Source organism: Clostridium sp. KNHs205 (assembly GCF_000702945.1).
GTDB lineage: Bacteria > Bacillota > Clostridia > Lachnospirales > Lachnospiraceae > Anaerocolumna.
In genome coordinates, this window is the sequence record NZ_JNLE01000005.1 from 1,204,847 (window position 1) to 1,223,615 (window position 18,769).

The following is an 18,769-nucleotide window of genomic DNA, read 5'->3' on the forward strand; positions in this document are numbered from 1 at the left end:
TTCTTACTCCTTTCCTTCTTCTATTGAGAAAAGATGCCTCTTCAAGCCGTGATAGTAATTCCCTTTTGCAGCTGTAAACTTAAGAATGCTGTAGTCAGGATCTGTCGGTCCCTTGGGATAATACATTTCATCACCTGGTTTCCAGAATGCAAGCTTTGTCTCAGCATCCGAACATACTTCCATTTCCCCCGTTAACATCAAACCATGAAAGCCCTCGGCATCCAGAAAATAAATGGAGGCTTTCGGGTTTGCCGACCAATGTGAAACACGAATGGAGGAGGTATTCGTTGAAAACCAAAAGGTCTCTAATCCTTCATTCTTTATACGAAACATTGCTTTGGCATTGGGATAACCAGCCTCGTCAATGGATGAAACTATTGCATCTCGGCTGTTTTCAATTAACCTGATTATACTCTCTCTTACTTCTTTCTCCATAATGTCCTCCCTCTAATACTCTGATTTGTTATTGCCATAACGAATACTCAAATCTCAAATCCTCAATACTTAATTCATAATTCTCAATTCTCAATTCCTCAATTCCTCAATTCTCAATTCTCAATTCTCAATTCTCAATTCTCAATTCTCAATTCTCAATTCTCAATTCTCAATTCTCAATTCCTCAAATCTTCAAATCTTCAAATCCTCAAATCCTCAAATCCTCAAATCCTCAAATCCTCAAATCCTCAAATCCTCAAATTCTCAAATTCTCAAATTCTCAAATTCTGATGAATTCACTGCCTCTCTTTTCTTCCCCCGCTCTTTCGATTAAATACTTTCGATCTACACACTATATAGTATAGTACCATATAGTACTATTGTCAACCATATTATTACATAAAAAAAGGGAGAACTTAAAGTCCTCACCTTCTTTGTCTGTATTTGTTGGAGCATTTTTCACTCTATTTACTTCATTACTTCAGTTATTTATCCTTAAGTATTTTAAAAGTTATTTATCCTTTATGTATTTCATAAGTTATTTATCCTTAACTGCTGCTTTCCATAAGTATACAGAATAGCCTGCTAGAACAACCACCTGAACAATAAGAATAATCAGCCCTTTGGTATCCAGAGCATCTCCGGTAGAATATGCAATAAAATCATGAGTTGTGTGCCATGCTATTACACCAATCAAACTTCCAGTGATGCAGACGATTTCCGCCAGAACAAGGCCAACCAGAAAAGCAAATGCAACTTGCAGTATAATATATAAAATATTCTTGCCATTCAGCAGGTTAACAGCATGAAATACGCCAAAGATTACAGATGCACCGATTACTGCTTTCTTATTGCCTTTAATCTTTAGAACCTTTAATGCTATTCCTCTGAAATAAATCTCTTCATTTATACCAACTGCCAATGTATATAACAAAAGGATAGCTGTTGTTGCAACGGAGTCAAGTTCCTGAAAACCATAAACAGCAACGGGTAAAAGCTCAATTAAAAATATAGGAAGATACCAAACTACCTTTTTGCTGGTACCGGCTTTGCCTCTGCTAATACCGTATTCAACAAGCCCGCTGTCTGATTTTTTCATAATGAGAAGTCCAATTATTACGGAAGCTGCCAGAAATCCGGTAACTACAAGGTATGTATCTAAGGTATCCAGTTCTCTTATCTGGGAGAAAGCCATTCCCAGGGCTGTCATAAAGGTACAAAGTAAACCTGCCAATACTGCTGTAAAATATGGGTGTTTCTGTGAGAATTTCTGCTTCATTTTAATGTCTCCTTATTTCTCTTCTGATTTTAGTTTCATTATTAATCCCATAAATGAATTTCCCAATAACCGCTTGATTTCGTCATTGTTAAAGCGGCAATTATTGGTTGCAAACATAGCTGCTATACCGTGGGTTGTAAGCCATACCCCTGCAAACAGCTCTCTGGCCAAAGGAATACTCAGTCCCGTTCGCTCACTTAACATGGCTATAATCTCATCATCGCCTTGTGAGGTATCGACGATTTCCATAACGCTCACCTCGGAAAATGCCTCTGACATAAACAACAGCTTGAACAGATTCTTTTCCTGTCTGGCAAAATCGATATAAGCCAATCCAATGGCCAGAAATCCATTCTCTTCATCTGCCTGCGCTTTTAACATCTGCTCATTGTAAAGTGCTTCTGCCTGCTTACATACTGCTTCTTTTAATCCTTCCATTGATCCGAAGGTACGAAATATAGGATGGACGGAGCATCCTAACTTGCCCGCCAGTTCTCTGGCATTGAGGTAAGCAGCACCCTTTTCACGGATTATATCTATCGCAGTACTGATAATGTCTTCTTCTGTTATCTTAACTTTTGGGGGCATTTATTCACCTCTTTTCTAATACATCTTACGCAGATACAAGTTGTTGATTATTTTTTAATATTAAATAATCAAATTACTTAAAATTCTATTACTCATATATCATGTATCATTTGTTACCTAACATCTGTTACCTATTATATGTTAGGTAACACAATCTGTCAATCTATTTTTGTAATTTTTTTATTTTTACATAAAGAATGTTAATAGAAAGCATTTGTGCAATGGAATCTCAGAAAATAAAGCTCATACCATTGGGATAATTACACCTTTAGTATGAGCTGTTATTTTGTTGCTATATTAATATAATAGTTCTTTATTTATGATTCATCCATACAAGCATTTCACCAGCTTTTCTGTTACCCCACAAAAAGTAAGGTATTGCTTTGATTTCAACTTCCTCTTCCCGTTTCCTGTATGGTTGATATAGGATATTCTCCCATTGGTCATCAAGAATGCGTACTCCCTTGCCGGTAACAGACAGAGCCTCCTTCATTAAATCAGGTTCCTTATTTATAACAAATTCAGACTCTGTATCAATCGTGAGGGCAGATAGATTCTCTCCATTGTCTGCTTCCTCCAGGCAGTAAACCAAAGGTCCTCTCTGAAGGGCAACCTTACCAGCATTGGCACGCACCTCAGGGTGGGACTGGATTAGTTCAACAGGCATATCAAAGCTGATACGAATTTCCTCCTGAGCTTTCCACAGTCTTGTTACAGAAACATATCCTCCTGAAACATTTCCTTCCAAGGGATAATATTCACCGTTTACTGTAATCCCAACCTTTCTGCACCAGCCAGGGATTCGAAAGGCAAGTGTATAGTTTCTAGCTTTCTTAAATTCTGTTGTAATACATATATCACCGTTCCAGGGATACTCGGTGCTTTGCTCAAGGGTAATCACATCTTCTCCTGTAAGAATCTCTGTTTTGCTGGGAATATAAAGATGTGTGTATAGGGCTTCTTCATTATAGGTATAGATATATTGTTTCAAAGAAACAATCAGTCTGGCAAGATTCGGAGGGCAGCAGGCACAACCATACCACTTCTGTCTCACAGGCATTACATGCTTTCTTTCAGGATTTTTAGCGCTTGCTTCCGGCCACACTTCCATGGGATTTACGTAGAAAAAGCTTTTTCCGTCAAAACCCATACCGCTGATTATAGAATTATAGAGAGCCTTCTCCATTACGTCTGCAAAACTGCTGTCCTTTTCCATTAAAAGCATTCTGTGAGCGAAGAAAAACAATCCTATTGAGGCACAGGTTTCCTGGTATACTGTGTCATTGGGCAGATCGTAATTAAAGGTAAAGGCTTCTCCGCTGTGAGTGGAACCAATTCCCCCGGTAATGTACATCTGCCTGGTAACAATATTATCCCATAACCTTCTGCAGCTCTGTTTTAACTCCTTGTCTTTGGTTAGTGCTGCAATATCAGCCATACCGGCATATAAATATACAGCTCTAACCGCATGCCCTACGGCTTCTGTCTGTTCCCTTACAGGGATATGAGCCTGGTTATAGGAAAGCTCCGGTTTATGATCTTCATATACGTTCCAAAAAGGCACACGGCCTCTCTTTTCCCATTCTTCGATAAAGAAGCTCGGCTCCTGCCCTCTCTCATCAATGAAGTATTTGGACAAGTTCAAATATTTCTCATTTCCGGTAGCTTTATAAAGCTTAACCAGGGCAAGTTCCACTTCCTCATGACCATCATAACCTCGAAGTTTGCCCTCCTCTGTTCCAAAGACTGAATCAATATGGTCTGCAAACCGGCACATTACGTCTAAGAGCTTACGTTTTCCCGTAGCCTCATAATAGGCAACAGCAGCCTCCATCATATGCCCTGCACAGTAGAGTTCATGGCACTCTAACAGATTGGTCCATCTCTCCCCGGGTCTTTTCAGCGTAAAAAAAGTATTTAAATATCCGTCCTTTTGCTGAGCTTTCTCAATAAGCTCGATTACTTCATCCGCCCAGGCTTCCAGCTGGCTGTCAGGTTTGCTGGCAAGACTGTAGCCTACTGCCTCCAGCCATTTGGCAAGATCACTGTCCTGAAATACCAATCCGCCAAATTCTCCTTCTGCTTCACCGGCTGCAATCCTAAAATTATTGATAGCATGACTTTTCTCTGCGTCCGGTATTCTGTCATTCAGTGCTTCCCACTGATAAGGAATTACCACTTCCTGAACAAGTTTTGTATATTCCTTGAAAAAGCCCTCCTTCAAGGTTACAGCCTTTAACTCTGCGGGGCTTACATAATAGTGATTATCCATTTATTGACCTCCTGAAACAATTATTATACATGGGGTAATATTGTTGCATACCAGTTTAACTTAAGCTATAATAAGAGTATGACACATTTCGTTTTCTTTGTCGGTAGTTAAGCCAAACAAAAGGTGGTAAATATTGACCTATGTATTATCTAAAAGCAGACATAACAACACCGGTTAATTTTATTTCAGCAGGACACTTTACTGCAGATACCCGTTGGATACATTCCCAGCGGATAATCTCAGACTATGAAATCATTATTAACCTGAAAAGCCCTATTTATATCCAACAGGAAGAAACAAAATATACTTTAAATTCTGGAGATTCTCTGCTCCTGCTACCAGGGCTTACCCATAAAGGCTTCCGCTATTCTGAGAAGGGCACCTCTTTCTATTGGTTCCATTTCTCCTTTAACAATAAGGCTGAACTACTGGATTCTTCCGAAGCAGAGGCAATGATTTCAATGATTAACAACAACAGCTTCTTTGAAGGATTGGGTAATATCTGCCTGCTTCCTGCAATATTCAGAGCAGATAACCCGGACAGGTTAACGATACTCTTTCATCAGCTGCTGCATTTATCAGCCTCTGCCTATTACTCCAGACTGGCCATCCATTACCAGCTGACCTCCCTGTTAATTGAGCTTACACAGGAAAATATCACACAGTTAAAGCCTCAGCAGACTGCTTCGCTTCCTGCGGATAAACTTCCAAAAATCCTGGAATGGATTCGCGTTCATATCCTGCAGGACATATCCCTTCAGGATGTCTCCCATGAATTCAATTATTCCAGAGAATACCTTGCCAGGTATTTTAAGAAACACATGGGCATGAGCATGCAGCAGTATATCTATAACCTAAAGCTTGCAAAAGCAAAAGAACTCCTGTGTGAATCCGATAAAAATATCAGAGAAATCGCAGAAGTTCTGGGCTTTAAAGATGAGAAATACTTTATGAAACTGTTTAAAAGAATGGAAGGTACTACCCCAAAGCAATACCGCAATGCCTACAATAGGACACACATGAATAACAACTGATTACGTTCAATAACTTCCCTTATGATTGTTTTCGGCTCCTATCTGCGTGCTTTAGTTCGCGTGTTACTTACAAGAATTCAACGATGTCTTCTATCACTTTAACCATTTCTTCAAGTTCCATAGAAGGTATTTCCCCTTTACCTTCGGTCTGCTCTTTCATATAAGGAACATGTATAAAACCAGCCTTCATCCCCCTATATTCCTGTTCTGCCAGCCTGAGAGCAGTGTACATTACATGATTACATACATAAGTACCGGCAGTATTCGATATGCGGGTTACTGTTCTTTTATCCTCTAAATGCTTCATCAGTTCTCTGATGGGAAGGGTAGAAAAATAAGCCGCCGGGCCATCTTCGCAGATACTGGCATCCACCGGCTGGTAACCGCTGTTGTCCGGAATCCTTGCGTCATTTACATTAATTGCTACTCTTTCAAAGGTTATGCACTCTCTGCCTCCAGCTTCTCCCAAGGAGATCACTGCCTCCGGCTTAAGCAGGTGGATGGCTTCCTCCAGTCTTTCTTTAGCACCTTTGAATTCAACTGGCAGCTTTACTGTATCTACCGTATTTCCTGCGTAAGATTTCTTAAGTCTCTTTATTATCTCTTCTGATGGATTTATGGTTTCCCCGTTAAAAGCTTCAAAACCGGTAACTAATATTTTCATGTTTCTTTCTCCTCTTTTGCCCTTTGATTGTGTTCTACTATAGTACCACTTCTATCATTAATTTTCTATTATACCAGAATATAAAATACCATGTTGGTTTGAATGTTTTCACGGGTTGTTGTTATTCTTTAATCTATTCTGACTGACGGTTTCGCTTTCTTAAGTATTATAAGCCCATCATAAGCTTTGGCAGGAGTCATTTTAATCGTGTAGAAAAAGCTGCTTACTTTTTTCCAGTTATCAAATTCGTTTCCTATATTCATCATAGAATGACTTTTGTTCACCAGTTCCTTTAAGCTGCTGTCTTTTTGCGCTTCTGTCAGATCCAGATAGCTGATATTTTCTTGTACCCCTTTAAATTGAGCCGTAAGGGCATTTTTATGTTTAAGGTTGAATTCCTTATCTTTCCCCGAAGAAGTTACTGCCCGAAAGGTACTTTCAAGACAGTCTGTCCCGATTGCATAATATGCATCTTCATAGGTATCATGTAACAACTCACCCATAACAGTGACTGCCGGCATATTGGAGGTTTTCATAATATGACCGTTATGGCCCGTTATAAATATCATTTGCTCCTCTTCCTGTTTCAGAATCCAGTCAACTTTATTTTTCATGTATTTATCCCTAAGCGCCGCATAGCTTGATTTTGAGGTCTGCAGTGTCGCGTTTTCTTTCATTGACTGCGCACACTGATAGGCAAAATCAAATTCCTTCACACTGCTTCTGCTGATATATTCCTCTTTTTCAGAAGAAAGCAGTTCCATTAGTTCATTGACAGCAGCCAGACCATCTTTTATCTTTGTCTTATCCTGGGAATAAACACTTTCATCGTTTAAATCAGCAAGAAGCTCTTGGTATTTATCTGACACACATACATCAGCCTTCTTCTCGTATTTATCCAGATAGGTCAAAAGGTACTCCTTATTATTATCGTAACGCTGCATGTCAAATCCATAAAAGGAGAGTTTCTCTGAGTCTGCTGCAGTCTTGTTATACTCCTTCATCCATTGAATAAGCTCAACCATCTCCTTGGTACGATAAATAGCAAAGCCAATTTCCCCGGCTGCTTGTTCTGCTGTTGTTATCATATCTGAAGGTGCAGGGTTCTCTTTGCCATGAATAAAGTCATTTACTCTGGCTCCACCTCCAAAATCACCCTCTATTGCAAAAACACGGCAGTTGTTATTCTCTATCAAAGCCTGAAATACCTCCAACTTAAGACTTTGTAGCTCACTGTTACCATGGGTTGCCTCCCCAAGTCCAACAATCTTAACTTCCTCCTCCATTTTTATATCTTCTACAGAGGTAGTATATTCGGCAATGTTATCTGAAATAGGTGTTTTAGCACAACCAGTCAGCAAGCTGCTTATTAGTAAAAATATCAGGATACCGGCAAATGTCTCCTTCATATCATCTTACCTTCTTCCATTAGATGCTTATATATGCCTTGAACTTTCACTGCCAGCACCCCATAGGCCACACCTAAGACAACCAGAAAAACAAAGGGGAACACTCTAAAAATAACCCAGGGTAATTCAAATAGTACTGCTCTTGTCAATTCTCTTCCTGTCTTCTCCCATATTCCCGGTGTAAGAAAACCTAAACTGCCAATACTAAATTTTACACTTACCATGGAAGCAACAAGATAGATTACTGCACAAACGAAACAAATAACATTCATCTTAAAGAAACGTTTATACCTTGCAGCTGAGGATTCTCTGCTTGAAAATATCTCTTTGTTGCCTTCCCTGCTGACAGGCAGAAAATACTGAGCCCCACTACACATTGTACCGGCTGTATGCTTCCATCCAAAGTCTTCAAAAAAATTCTTATAGTCTTCATAATCTTTCTTATGATTAAAGGTTCTGTAGTCCACACAGTAATTAAGATCCTGTTTCGGTCCTTTTTTGAAGCCATAGAAACCTCCAAAATGGTAGTAGTTTAACAGATAGCCTTTCTTTGCCATAGCATTCAAGTACCGCTCTTCCTTTTCAAAGTCTGCAAATAATCTGAACCTCTCCATTTCTATTCCTCCCTGCCTTCATATACAGCTATCATATATTTCAGTCTTTCTACTTCCATAGAAAGAACTGTCCTGCCATCTTCTGTAATCTGATATACTTTTCGTCTCGGATCTTCCGAGGGTATTACCTCAATTAATTTCTGTTTCGTCAGATTCTCCAATGCTCCGTACATAGTTCCGGCAGCTATTCTTACCTTACCACCACTTAGTTCTTCTACCTTCTGCATAATAGCATATCCATGTCCGCTTTCTCTTAATGCCAGCAGAATATAGTAGGTCGTTTCTGTTAGAGGCAGATTTTTTAAGATGTTCATGTATTCCTCGCATTTCTATTGATAGTTTTTGTGTGTTTTACTTTCAATTCCTGATTCTGTATGGGGCTGATTACTATTTCATCAATTTCACATATTTGCTGTTATAAGTTAAAATCCTTAATGTAAATATCAAAATGATTAGTATATAAAGCTCAACTATACAGTTCTACTATATAGTTAAATTATATACAGTCAGACTGTATATGTCAACACAAAAATATTCATAACATTATCTGACCCTGGCAGGCTGGAATTAAGAAACAGTACAATACTTTCCCTTTCTACCAAACGCTTCAGGGTATAATATATTGTACCGTCTCCATATTATATAGATATTTACTTTGTTACTTTTCTCAGTAACAACATCAGCATAAGAGGCAACACGACGTTAATCTATGCCTATAAGGTAAATCTTAATTCCTCAAGATGTGCCCGATATAATTTAGAACGAAATACTGCACTGCCATCAAATTTACGATACTCACCATATTCATAAAACTGCAGTCCACACTTTTCTATAACTCTCCCGGAGGCTTCATTATCAATGGCATGGTTAGAACTGAAGTCTCTGGCACCATGGCAATCATACGCATACTTTATCATAGCTTTGGCGGCCTCTGTTGTTAGCCCCTGATTCCAGTAATCATACCGGATATTATAACCAAAATCCCAAAAACCTTTGTTAAGGCCTATATCTCCGCTGCCAATAAGCAGACCGTTTTCTTTCAATACAAAACCAAAGTGAAAATTATCCTCTTCTTTCAGACTATCCAGCCATTCTCTAACATCAGAAATACTTGTATATGTAGCATAAGGCATATATTTTGTAACTCGTTCATCACTAAGCCACAGATAAGCAGTCTCTGCATCGTCTGCTGTAAGTGATCTTAATATAAGCCTTTTTGTTTCCAAAACCGCTTCATTCATATATTACACCCTTTGATATTACATATATATCTGCAATATTGCCACATTCAATTGGCATCCTTTCATTTAGATCTTTCACGCTCTATCGCTTTTCTGCTACAAGGAATACTTATAAGTTTAGACAGAATTAAAGGTCAGTTTTAGATTTCTATCAGTTCAATTTTACTCCATTCACTATATTATTCTGAATCTATTATTTTACTTTTACATATAAATTCTCTGCCAGAGCACAAAAAAGAGGATGTGCATAGGGATAGGTCCAATTATCAGGTAAGTTGGAAAATAATTGTATTTCCTCCACTTCAAAATCAGGTAGAATTCCGAGTTTCTTAATTTCTGCATAATAAATTTGTCCGTAAATTTCCATATTACTCTGTAACAATCCATCATTTCCTTTAACACCATAAAAACCTACAGGCTTTAGTACAAATTCACAGGCTCCCGTTTCTTCCCACAGTTCCCTTGCCGCTGCCTCATAGGAAGTCTCTCCTTCTTCAATATGTCCTCCTGGACACTCCCAGTTCTCCCTTTCTCTCACTCTGCAAAGAACCCAATTTCCTTCATAACGTGCAGCTATGTCTACAAAGCGCAGATAAGTATCTTTCACCAAAACATCATATAATTTAAATTCAACCATGAACTACCTCAGACTCTTTTTAATATCTTACTGAATTCATTAGGAGCATCTTTTACGATACACAGCTCTTCTCTCTCAATCATATTATTTATCCTCATCTGATACCACCTGTCACTTACTCCAAATTTCTTTTTGGTCAAGATTTCATTTATCAGATGTGCCATAGTAAATTCTCCTGCCGGCATCAAAGCCTTTAAGAATGCATCGTAAAAATCTTCTGATACACTATTTAATGTACCATTTATCACGGCTCGCAGCGGAGCATTCTCCTTCTTTAATTGCTGCCATTCATTGCTGATTTCCTTAAGCTTCCATTTCGGTATTTCCTTTTCATAAGGCAGGAAATAATAGAAAAATCCCGCTTCTACTTCACCCCAGCTTGAGAAGGTTGTTACATTCTTCTTATCCAGACTTAGATATTTCGGCAGCTTCACTGCTGTTATCTTACAATTACACCTCTCAAGAATTGAGATTGTGCTATAATATCCACAGGCTGAGTAAGGTGCATCACTCCACCATATCCTGATATTCCCGCCCTTTTGCGCATAGTCAAGGAAACGTTTATAATCATTTATTGCATCTCTGCTTTCTGCCTCAAGTCCTTGTTTTAATGACTCCTGAAAAGGCTCCTCCATTCCTGGTGGCGCAGGGATTGTCCGTGTATTTATCAAGTTCAGGAGCTTTTTCCTCTTATCGTCCAGGATGTCTCCGGAGATATCTCCTATATCTAATTGAAAAGGAAGACTGATAACATCCTGAGAACTGCCCCCCAGTGCCTTCCCCATTTTTCTTTTTTCGGCTTCCCTTCTCAGTAAACTTTTCACTTCCTTTTTTGAAGCATCTCCAATTATACCGATGGCTGAAACACCACCTAAAATATTGGTAGAATCATAATGCATTGCAGATTTCATAGCGCCTTTTACACTATTATTAAAAACGATTTCCAGCATATATTCTCCTTCAGAGCTTTTAATAGACCTTTTTCTTGGTCACTTCGTTAGTCTCACTTTAATCTTTCATCTTTGTTTTATTTCTGGATAATAGCAGATATATTATTCCCGCACAGGTAACACTGAGGCATAATAGCATAATAAAATCCAAAGTCAAAAGGTCAGATATAAGTATACTGACAGGTCCATCAGCACTGCCAATAACTGCATTTGTCTTTCTTATTCCATTCACAGTCAGTAGAATGATTAAATGGAGTGCTCCTTTTAACATCATGAAAGAGCCTGCAAGGATTGTTACTATCAAAACTGTTTTCCTTCTTAGTCCCATGTATCTTTACCTCTATTTTTATATTCATTCCAGATTTAGAATTAAATAATTACTTTAACAGCATCCAATTAGCTACAAATCTCCATTCTCTAACTCTTTCTTATGAAATCCATTGTTCTAAATAATTCCCGGTATCCTTATTACATTGAAAACCTTAGCTGCTTGAACTGCATAAATACATTCTTTTACATTATAGCACACCTCTATTATTCTTACATCAGCTTTTACCATAATTTCTCACTACAACTGTAGACTATCGCAATGTAACAAAGCACTTTGCTTATTCAGCAAAGTGCTTCGTTAACCTTCAAATATAATTTCTTACATACAAATCACGCTTTTGTAAAAGTTATGCCACCTTCACATTCCACGTTTCCCAGTATTGATTCACACTGGATATCTCCCTGGCATTCTACACCTCCATGGATGTTGCTGCACTTTAGGTCTCCTTCACATTCCACACTATTTGCGATATCTCCGCAGCTTATAGAACCACCACTTTCTGCATAGCTGCTTATATTGCCGCAGCTTATATTGTTTTCGCATTCCACATAACTTCCAACATTACCGCAGTTTACTCCTCCACCACTTTCTAAATACCCTCCAATATCGCCACAGTTAACTGAACCCTCACACTCAACATATCCCCCAATATTACCGCAATTTACACCTCCACTGCACTCCACATAACCGTTTATATTTCCGCAGCATACAGTCCCTTCACTTTCTACATAACCACTTACCGATCCATCAATATTTGCATTGCCCCATATTTCAAAATTAAGTACCGGTTCTTTCATTAATTCAGCGGGTATCTTCAGATTGATATATTCCTCTTTGTTCCAACGTCTCCCATCAATCATCCTGTTCCCTTGGAATTGAATGATACGCATAATATTATCATTTGGCAATTCTTCTGCTACCATTTCCTTTATCTGTATATCTCCATAAAATAAATAATCGATGGATACACCAAAGAATTGAGCTATTCTTGGCAATTGCAGGATATCCGGAAGAGAACCTCCCGTTTCCCATTTGGATACTGCCTGTACACTGATGTCAAGTGCTGATGCCAATACATCCTGGGTAATCCCCTTTTCTTTTCTTAAGGTAATAATCGTATTCCTTACATTTTCCTGAAACTCCATATATCCTCCCGTCTGTACTTAACCTATACCTTTTCTTTCTGTACAACCTTCCTAACTAAATTTAACCTTTTACAGCTGTTTATCTGATGAAGAAAGCTTTCTTTGTACACCAGTATATAGAATTCCTCCAAAGACTACAATAAACTTATACTTGAATTTTATTCAACTAACAGTTGAAATAGAAAAAGGGCCTGAAAACATCTGAATTAAGATGCCTCAAACCCTCTTTCTTCACGCATTGCTTGTATAGAAATGCGAAATAATTACATATTGTCCATACTTACTGCTTGTAGACTGAATTTATGAGTTCCTGTTGCAGCAATAAAAGATAAGCAAATAATAATCTCACTTTTATATACGTACCGGAACTTTATAATCTGGAAATATCAAATCATTGCTTAAACTTTTACCCTCAAATAATTAATCTATGAATATCATCTGTATTATTTCTCCAAAGCATATACATACTCAGTTTCAACTGTAACCTGATTGATATCACAGGCAAGTCCATTTCTGAACACCGGCCATTTCTCCAAATAGCGTTCAGCATTTTCTTCCAATGCTTCTATTTCAATCTGCAGTTTCTCCGGGAACCCGTAACGCTTCAATCCGATTTCCCAGGTCTGTCCGGTATAGTACCAGTCATCAACCCATTCACCGTTAATATAAAGCTTTGCAGTATCTCCTCCAAAATCAACCTGCAGGAAACAATCTGCTGCACCGGCTGGATAATCAAGTTTAAATTCATATACTTTGCTCTTACTGCCTGTTTCTTCTTTCAGGAGCTTATATTCTACTGCAGCAGAAGGTTGTTTCGTAAGGCATTCATAAACTGCAAAACCTGCTTTTTCTCCAGCATACTGGTATCCTGAAGGTGCAGCCGGTAAAGCAGGATATGCTCTTAGCTGGTCGCTGTTTCTACTCAGGATTACGTATCCGTCCTCTGATTCCACTACCTCTCCTTTTGTAAGCAGAAGATATTCCTTATCCAAGGATATTTTCCAGGAATTAAGTGCATCTTCTCTGGTTATAGTAAGAACCTCAGCCTTCTCCGGCTTACTCACCCAGTCATATTCAGGGGTTGAATCTGTATAAAATACATAACTTTCTTTCTCACTGTTATGTAGTATACATAAGGGGGTTGCCATAGCTGATTTTAGTTCTCCATCTCCTACCGGCATATAAAAGGGCAGGAAGAAGAAGTCCTCATTCACAATATCGCGCACCGGATAGCGAAGGATACCTTCACCAGTATTTGCCTCAAGCACCATAGCCTTATGCTCTGCCATCACATATCTTCTCTGATAATTATTAACAAACAGATAACCACTTTTGCCGTTTCTTCGTACCGATGTCCTTAAATCTTTAAAATTTGTCTGGAATAAGGGATTACTCTCCGGCAGATAGGTATCCATCTCGCATAAAGCATTTCCAAAATCCTTTATAAACATGGCTATCATCTTGATTTCCTTTAAAGTACCGGACATCTGTCCGTATTCCCTTATGGGAGCTGCGAAATCATAGCTGAATACCGGAAGGTCATTGGGGTATCCGGTTTCTCTGGATTCCTGAAGAGTGGTTACTTTCCCCTTGGGATTGGTTCCCCCATGATACATGTAATAGCCCAGAAGATTTACACCGCAGCCAAGCTTAACCATGGACATTGCTCCGATATCCTTAGGATGTGCTACCGGTCTTCTATGGTGCGTAACCTGCATTCCTCCGCCTAATTCGGCTGTAAGGAATGGAAACTTGGAGATATCAAAGGTTATACCCGTACCAAATCCATAATCGCTGCCAATATTATGATCGTTTCGTTCTGTAGTAAATACATAGTTTCCGCTGGGTTCGATTTCAGTAAGCCTCTGATCCCAGGGAGCTTCACAATATCCGCCCATTACCGGAAGCAAACCTCCCGTAACAGCTCCACCCCAGCCCGTTGCTGTATAATAGGGTACCTTAAGTCCCACTTCTTTTGCAATAGCGGTAAGGCGTCTCATGTGTTCTTCTCCTGCCTCGCCCTGAAGACCACCGCAATGGCCGTACTCATTTTCTATCTGCACTCCAATAATCGGGCCGTTATCCTGATACAGAAGTCCTTCAACCTGTTCAGCTAATTTACCGTAATAACGTCTTACTTCTGAAAAGTATTCTTCGTTATTGGTACGCAGTTCAAAGGGTTTCTTAAGGAGCCAGTCCGGCAGTCCTCCGTTTCTGGCCTCTCCATGGCACCAGGGTCCCACTCTTAAGAATAATGTCAGGCCTGTCTCTTTAACCGTTTCTACAAAGGCTCTTAAATCTCTCTGTCCGGTAAAATCATATTCTCCCTCTACCTCTTCATGATGAAGCCAGAAAGCGTAGGTCGATACGGTTTCAACGCCTCCCGCTTTCATTTTGTAAAGGGATTCCTTCCAATACTTTCTTGGAAAACGGCTGTAATGAAATTCCCCCATAATAGGAAACCAGGGGTTACCGTCCTTTGTCATATACTTAGAAGTAAATCCATACTCAATTCTGCTCATTTTTCTTACCTTGCATACCTCAGGCTGTCCTGTGGTACCGCCACTGAAAATCAGGCTGAAAGAATCATAATTGTGGCATCCTTTCTGTAGTCATATTTTCTTTCAACCATAATCCTAAAACATCTCGTTTTTTCTTAACCTATAACATCTCGTTTTTTCTTAATTTAAACCTTCGCATTTTTCCGAATACCGGAGGTGATACAATTTTCATACCAAGCTTTACGCTGTCTTTCTCTATTATAATATCAGGCAGCTCATAGGTTACCCAATTTTCATCCGTTGGATATATAACCAGTTCCTTATAATTACTATCTGTCTCTCCGGCATATAGCCTTACGTCTACACCTGTAGTGTTAGTGCCTCTGTATTCTATCGACAGACTATAGTTGCCTGGCGTTAACCCCTCCACCTTTCTTTCCAGCTTACAGGTGAAATTTACAGGGCTTTCTACATAAATATAATTGGAAGGCGGAGCAGGGAAAGGCTCATCAAACTCCTGTAGCAGCTCTACCTTGACCCGGCTGTCCTCACTCTTTATCTCCCAGCCCCGAAGCCCGTCTTCAAAGGCTGCATTTCCTATGTAATTATGGCTGGTCTCAAAATACTCCACCACTTGAATTTCTGCTTCTACCGTTTTTCCGATTGACTTCAGATTACCCTTAACCCTGAAATCCCCTGTCTTATCTGCGGAGAACTTCTCCCAAGCTGCTTTTATTTCATAACTCTCCCCATCATTATACAGCACCTTGATATTCTCCGGTAATTTAACCTCTTCACCAAGCTTCTGAAGTATTTTCTCCGGTTCATAAATTTTAGCAACTTCCTTTTGCCTGAAATCCTCTCTGACAAAGCGAAAACTGCCAAGGGCAGGCAACGCTTCTCCCTTCTCACTAAATACTCCCATATTGCTCCACCAGCCGCCTTTACCTTCAAAAGGCAATACCACCGGTTCCCAATAATATATGCCAAGCCCCATCTCTTGTTCCAATGAAGCGGTTATATTCATCACCAAATCCAATACTTGCTTCTGTCCCCAGGGACTTGCCGGAAAACCAGCGATTTTCTCCTGCTGTTCTCCAATGAATCCATCCCCTGCATTTCTCCAGGCATGGGCTGTTTCAGCAACCACAATGGGTTTTCCATAACGTTTAACCAGCTTTACGAGGGAATCCTTAAGCTCCGTAAAGCTTCCATGCCAAAAAGGATAATAAGACACACCGATGATGTCATAATCCTCAAGCCCTGCTGCCATTACGGCATCAAACCACTCCTGCAGATAATAATATCTGCCCCCCTGATCTAAATGAATTACAATTTTTATATCCCTGTTTAAATCTCTGACGGCCCGTATTCCGGCATTAACCAGTAATGCCAGCTGCCTGTAATTTGGTACTTCTCCTTCAGGAAATAACATACCGCTTCTTATTTCGTTTCCTATCTGAACCATATCCGGCAGTACCCCTTCTTCCTCCATTTTAAGAAGTACTTCCCTGGTATAATCATATACTGCCTGTACCAGTTCGTTAAACCCAAGCTTCTCCCAGGCCTTAGGTTTTACCTGTTTACCGGGATCTGCCCACCAGTCGGAATAATGGAAATCCAGAAAAAAACTCATTCCATACTGTTTTATCTGCTTTGCCATTGCAATGGTCTGTTCCAGGCTGCAATAACCCCCGGATTCAGGTACCTTTTCAGGTTCGTTCCAGATACGAAGGCGAATGGAATTCACTCCATTTTCCTTTAACAGTTCCCAAACTTCTTTTTTATTTCCCTCTGCATCATAAAATTCTGCTTTAAGTTCCTCTAGCTCCGGCAAAAAAGAGATATCCATTCCTTTTATAAAGTCCATAATCAGTACCTCTCTAATATACTTACTCTTACATTTTCCTGTGTCAGCTTTTCTGAACTTAAGTTACTCTAAGAAACTGATGCTGCTATTTCTGTCCAATAGCATAAATGGGGACTGAACAATTACAGTCCCCATTATACTTTTAGCAAATCCTTCATTAATTGCCGGCTGTATAGCTTTCAGCCTGTTTCTTGATTTCATCATAAACTGATTGTATTCCTGCATTATCAAGTTGTTTTTGAAGTTCAGCAATGGCAGCATCCACATCTCCGGCCATACCCAATACCAGAGGGGTATAGTACTGGTCTAAGACCGTTTCAACAGCCGCAGCCTGTGAACTTACATTTGCATTATTAAAGGTAAATCCATCGTAAATGTGCTCTGGTTTGATATTTGCATTCCAGGAATCTTTAATAGCCTTAACTTTATTATCTACCTCATCAGGATTTGCTTTGTATTCAGTACGTTTGATGGTCATGTTCACCCATCCCCAGTTACAGTTTGCATCTACACCGTAATTAGCCTCTGCATCAAGTACACTGTACTGGTTATCCGCTTCTGCTTTCCAGTGAGTTCCTTCAATACCTAAAGAAGTAAGATCCTGTATTTCAGGATTTGTATAGAACTCATTTAATACCATCATGGCACGTTCTTTGTTCTTACTGGCAGCATTGATTGCCACACCATTGTTTATGTAAGCATTAACAGCTTTGGCAACAGTGGGTGAAGTATCGAAAATCTGTGCTTTCCATTCAGGATGTTCTTTATTGGCCTGATCTACATAAGTCTCAGTAGTACCGATATTCCAGATTAAAGAGGCAGAGGTTCCGCTTAAGAAACCGTCCTGTCTTTCCTCTGTTGTTGCCAGGGAATCAGCAGACCAATAACCTTTATCATATAAATCTTTGGCTAATTTACAGTATTCCGTAAAACCAGCCCAGTCAAGTGCATAAGTAATCGTTTTATCCTCAGGATTTACCGTATTGTAAAGGAATAATTCCTTGGTGGAAGTACCACTTACAGTGTCCATTCCTTTATTCAGCAGGTACTGGTAATATAATCCGCCTGCCTGGGTGCCTAATGGTGATACGGAAGGTTCACCTGCCGCAACTTTTCCGTAGAACTCCAGCAGCTGGTCAAAGCTTGTAATATCACTGTAGCCATACTTCTGCAGTAAATCTCCCCGAAGCCCCACTACGTTGTTACCAAATTCATTCTGATAGTTGGGTACCATATAAATGCTACCATCTATTGTTGCCTGACTCCAGGCTACCTCGGGAACAACCTTCATGATGTCCGGTGCATAAGTACTTATAAAATCTTTTGTAAGTGCATAGAAACCGCCCATGGCTACTGTATTTTCATAATGTCCCCAGCCGGCTGCCGTAAAGATCAGATCAAAATCCTCACCGCCTGAGAATAACAGAGAATACTTCTTATCATGTTCACTCCAGGAAAGAAATTCCACTTCCACTGTCGCATTCAGCTTTTCCTGTAGTTTCTTATTGATTTCTGCATATACCTTATCAAAGTCCGCTGTCCTGTCACCTAACAGGTACATCTTTAATGTAACCGGCTTGGAAATATCCACCCCATTAAATGTCTTCTCTGCCGCATCTGTGCTGCCTGTTTCTGTTCCTTTGCCTGTACCCACTGCATTATCATTCTTACCGCAGCCTGCAAAGAGCGCTGTTATTAAGGTCAGTATCATGATAAGGGATAAAACTCTTTTTTTCATAGTAATCCTCCTCTGCATTAATAAGTTTTCTTGTATACCTTCTATATAAATCCAAACGGAT

General features: G+C 39.5%; 17 protein-coding genes. 1 reads left to right on the forward strand and 16 read right to left on the reverse strand.

What is annotated here, in order from left to right; all coding sequences use genetic code 11:
* Positions 1-3 precede the first annotated feature (3 nt).
* From BR73_RS0124765 to BR73_RS0124780, 4 genes are all read right to left on the reverse strand, one after another.
* The gene (locus BR73_RS0124765) at positions 4-435 is read right to left on the reverse strand and encodes a pyridoxamine 5'-phosphate oxidase family protein (protein WP_033168451.1); all 432 of its coding nucleotides are present in this window, start codon (positions 433-435) and stop codon (positions 4-6) included.
* Positions 436-973: 538 nt separating this feature from the next.
* Positions 974-1,714, reverse strand: coding sequence for a CPBP family intramembrane glutamic endopeptidase (locus tag BR73_RS0124770; RefSeq protein ID WP_033168452.1), 741 nt, complete (start codon positions 1,712-1,714; stop codon positions 974-976).
* A gap of 12 nt (positions 1,715-1,726) precedes the next feature.
* On the reverse strand, positions 1,727-2,302 hold the full coding sequence (locus BR73_RS0124775; RefSeq protein WP_051685559.1) for a TetR/AcrR family transcriptional regulator: 576 nt from the start codon (positions 2,300-2,302) through the stop codon (positions 1,727-1,729).
* A 313-nt stretch (positions 2,303-2,615) separates the two neighbouring features.
* A complete protein-coding gene (locus BR73_RS0124780) occupies positions 2,616-4,574 on the reverse strand; it encodes a beta-L-arabinofuranosidase domain-containing protein (protein WP_033168453.1) in 1,959 nt (652 codons plus the stop codon).
* Between the two features lie 140 nt (positions 4,575-4,714).
* Here BR73_RS0124780 and BR73_RS0124785 point away from each other — a divergent pair, with 140 nt between their 5' ends.
* On the forward strand, positions 4,715-5,608 hold the full coding sequence (locus BR73_RS0124785; protein ID WP_033168454.1) for an AraC family transcriptional regulator: 894 nt from the start codon (positions 4,715-4,717) through the stop codon (positions 5,606-5,608).
* Between the two features lie 67 nt (positions 5,609-5,675).
* Here the strand turns inward: BR73_RS0124785 and pcp are convergent, their stop codons facing one another.
* From pcp to BR73_RS0124845, 12 genes are all read right to left on the reverse strand, one after another.
* Positions 5,676-6,272: a pyroglutamyl-peptidase I gene (pcp, locus tag BR73_RS0124790; protein WP_033168455.1), complete on the reverse strand. Its 597-nt coding sequence runs from the start codon at positions 6,270-6,272 to the stop codon at positions 5,676-5,678.
* Positions 6,273-6,400: 128 nt separating this feature from the next.
* Entirely contained in the window at positions 6,401-7,681 is a 1,281-nt protein-coding gene (locus BR73_RS0124795; RefSeq protein ID WP_051685560.1) for an erythromycin esterase family protein, read from the reverse strand.
* On the reverse strand, positions 7,678-8,295 hold the full coding sequence (locus BR73_RS0124800) for a DUF2812 domain-containing protein (protein WP_033168456.1): 618 nt from the start codon (positions 8,293-8,295) through the stop codon (positions 7,678-7,680). The genes BR73_RS0124795 and BR73_RS0124800 overlap by 4 nt, the downstream gene beginning before the upstream one ends.
* 2 nt (positions 8,296-8,297) lie before the next feature.
* Positions 8,298-8,609, reverse strand: coding sequence for a PadR family transcriptional regulator (locus BR73_RS0124805; RefSeq protein ID WP_033168457.1), 312 nt, complete (start codon positions 8,607-8,609; stop codon positions 8,298-8,300).
* Positions 8,610-9,008: 399 nt separating this feature from the next.
* A complete protein-coding gene (locus BR73_RS0124810; RefSeq protein WP_051685561.1) occupies positions 9,009-9,536 on the reverse strand; it encodes a GNAT family N-acetyltransferase in 528 nt (175 codons plus the stop codon).
* A gap of 193 nt (positions 9,537-9,729) precedes the next feature.
* On the reverse strand, positions 9,730-10,173 hold the full coding sequence (locus tag BR73_RS0124815; RefSeq protein ID WP_033168458.1) for an NUDIX domain-containing protein: 444 nt from the start codon (positions 10,171-10,173) through the stop codon (positions 9,730-9,732).
* A gap of 8 nt (positions 10,174-10,181) precedes the next feature.
* Positions 10,182-11,123: a DUF3658 domain-containing protein gene (locus BR73_RS0124820; RefSeq protein WP_033168459.1), complete on the reverse strand. Its 942-nt coding sequence runs from the start codon at positions 11,121-11,123 to the stop codon at positions 10,182-10,184.
* 58 nt (positions 11,124-11,181) lie between these two features.
* Positions 11,182-11,451 carry a hypothetical protein gene (locus tag BR73_RS0124825; RefSeq protein ID WP_033168460.1) on the reverse strand — a complete coding sequence of 90 codons (270 nt, stop codon included), beginning with the start codon at positions 11,449-11,451 and terminating at the stop codon, positions 11,182-11,184.
* Between the two features lie 332 nt (positions 11,452-11,783).
* Positions 11,784-12,599, reverse strand: a complete 816-nt coding sequence (locus tag BR73_RS28505; protein ID WP_033168461.1) for a helix-turn-helix domain-containing protein — start codon at positions 12,597-12,599, stop codon at positions 11,784-11,786.
* Positions 12,600-13,042: 443 nt separating this feature from the next.
* Positions 13,043-15,121, reverse strand: coding sequence for a beta-galactosidase (locus BR73_RS0124835; protein ID WP_033168462.1), 2,079 nt, complete (start codon positions 15,119-15,121; stop codon positions 13,043-13,045).
* A 139-nt stretch (positions 15,122-15,260) separates the two neighbouring features.
* Complete coding sequence (locus tag BR73_RS0124840; RefSeq protein WP_051685562.1) at positions 15,261-16,970, reverse strand: glycosyl hydrolase 53 family protein; 1,710 nt, start codon at positions 16,968-16,970, stop codon at positions 15,261-15,263.
* Between the two features lie 157 nt (positions 16,971-17,127).
* Complete coding sequence (locus BR73_RS0124845) at positions 17,128-18,708, reverse strand: DUF3502 domain-containing protein (RefSeq protein WP_033168463.1); 1,581 nt, start codon at positions 18,706-18,708, stop codon at positions 17,128-17,130.
* Positions 18,709-18,769 lie beyond the last annotated feature (61 nt).

Coding starts and splice junctions, on each gene's coding strand:
- BR73_RS0124785 (WP_033168454.1), top strand. CDS start 4,715: ATGTATTATCTAAAAGCAGACATAACAACACCGGTTAATTTTATTTCA.
- BR73_RS28505 (WP_033168461.1), bottom strand. CDS start 12,599: ATGGAGTTTCAGGAAAATGTAAGGAATACGATTATTACCTTAAGAAAA.
- pcp (WP_033168455.1), bottom strand. CDS start 6,272: ATGAAAATATTAGTTACCGGTTTTGAAGCTTTTAACGGGGAAACCATA.
- BR73_RS0124845 (WP_033168463.1), bottom strand. CDS start 18,708: ATGAAAAAAAGAGTTTTATCCCTTATCATGATACTGACCTTAATAACA.
- BR73_RS0124795 (WP_051685560.1), bottom strand. CDS start 7,681: ATGAAGGAGACATTTGCCGGTATCCTGATATTTTTACTAATAAGCAGC.
- BR73_RS0124820 (WP_033168459.1), bottom strand. CDS start 11,123: ATGCTGGAAATCGTTTTTAATAATAGTGTAAAAGGCGCTATGAAATCT.
- BR73_RS0124840 (WP_051685562.1), bottom strand. CDS start 16,970: ATGGACTTTATAAAAGGAATGGATATCTCTTTTTTGCCGGAGCTAGAG.
- BR73_RS0124770 (WP_033168452.1), bottom strand. CDS start 1,714: ATGAAGCAGAAATTCTCACAGAAACACCCATATTTTACAGCAGTATTG.
- BR73_RS0124775 (WP_051685559.1), bottom strand. CDS start 2,302: ATGCCCCCAAAAGTTAAGATAACAGAAGAAGACATTATCAGTACTGCG.
- BR73_RS0124765 (WP_033168451.1), bottom strand. CDS start 435: ATGGAGAAAGAAGTAAGAGAGAGTATAATCAGGTTAATTGAAAACAGC.
- BR73_RS0124805 (WP_033168457.1), bottom strand. CDS start 8,609: ATGAACATCTTAAAAAATCTGCCTCTAACAGAAACGACCTACTATATT.
- BR73_RS0124800 (WP_033168456.1), bottom strand. CDS start 8,295: ATGGAGAGGTTCAGATTATTTGCAGACTTTGAAAAGGAAGAGCGGTAC.
- BR73_RS0124780 (WP_033168453.1), bottom strand. CDS start 4,574: ATGGATAATCACTATTATGTAAGCCCCGCAGAGTTAAAGGCTGTAACC.
- BR73_RS0124825 (WP_033168460.1), bottom strand. CDS start 11,451: ATGGGACTAAGAAGGAAAACAGTTTTGATAGTAACAATCCTTGCAGGC.
- BR73_RS0124810 (WP_051685561.1), bottom strand. CDS start 9,536: ATGAATGAAGCGGTTTTGGAAACAAAAAGGCTTATATTAAGATCACTT.
- BR73_RS0124815 (WP_033168458.1), bottom strand. CDS start 10,173: ATGGTTGAATTTAAATTATATGATGTTTTGGTGAAAGATACTTATCTG.
- BR73_RS0124835 (WP_033168462.1), bottom strand. CDS start 15,121: ATGAGCAGAATTGAGTATGGATTTACTTCTAAGTATATGACAAAGGAC.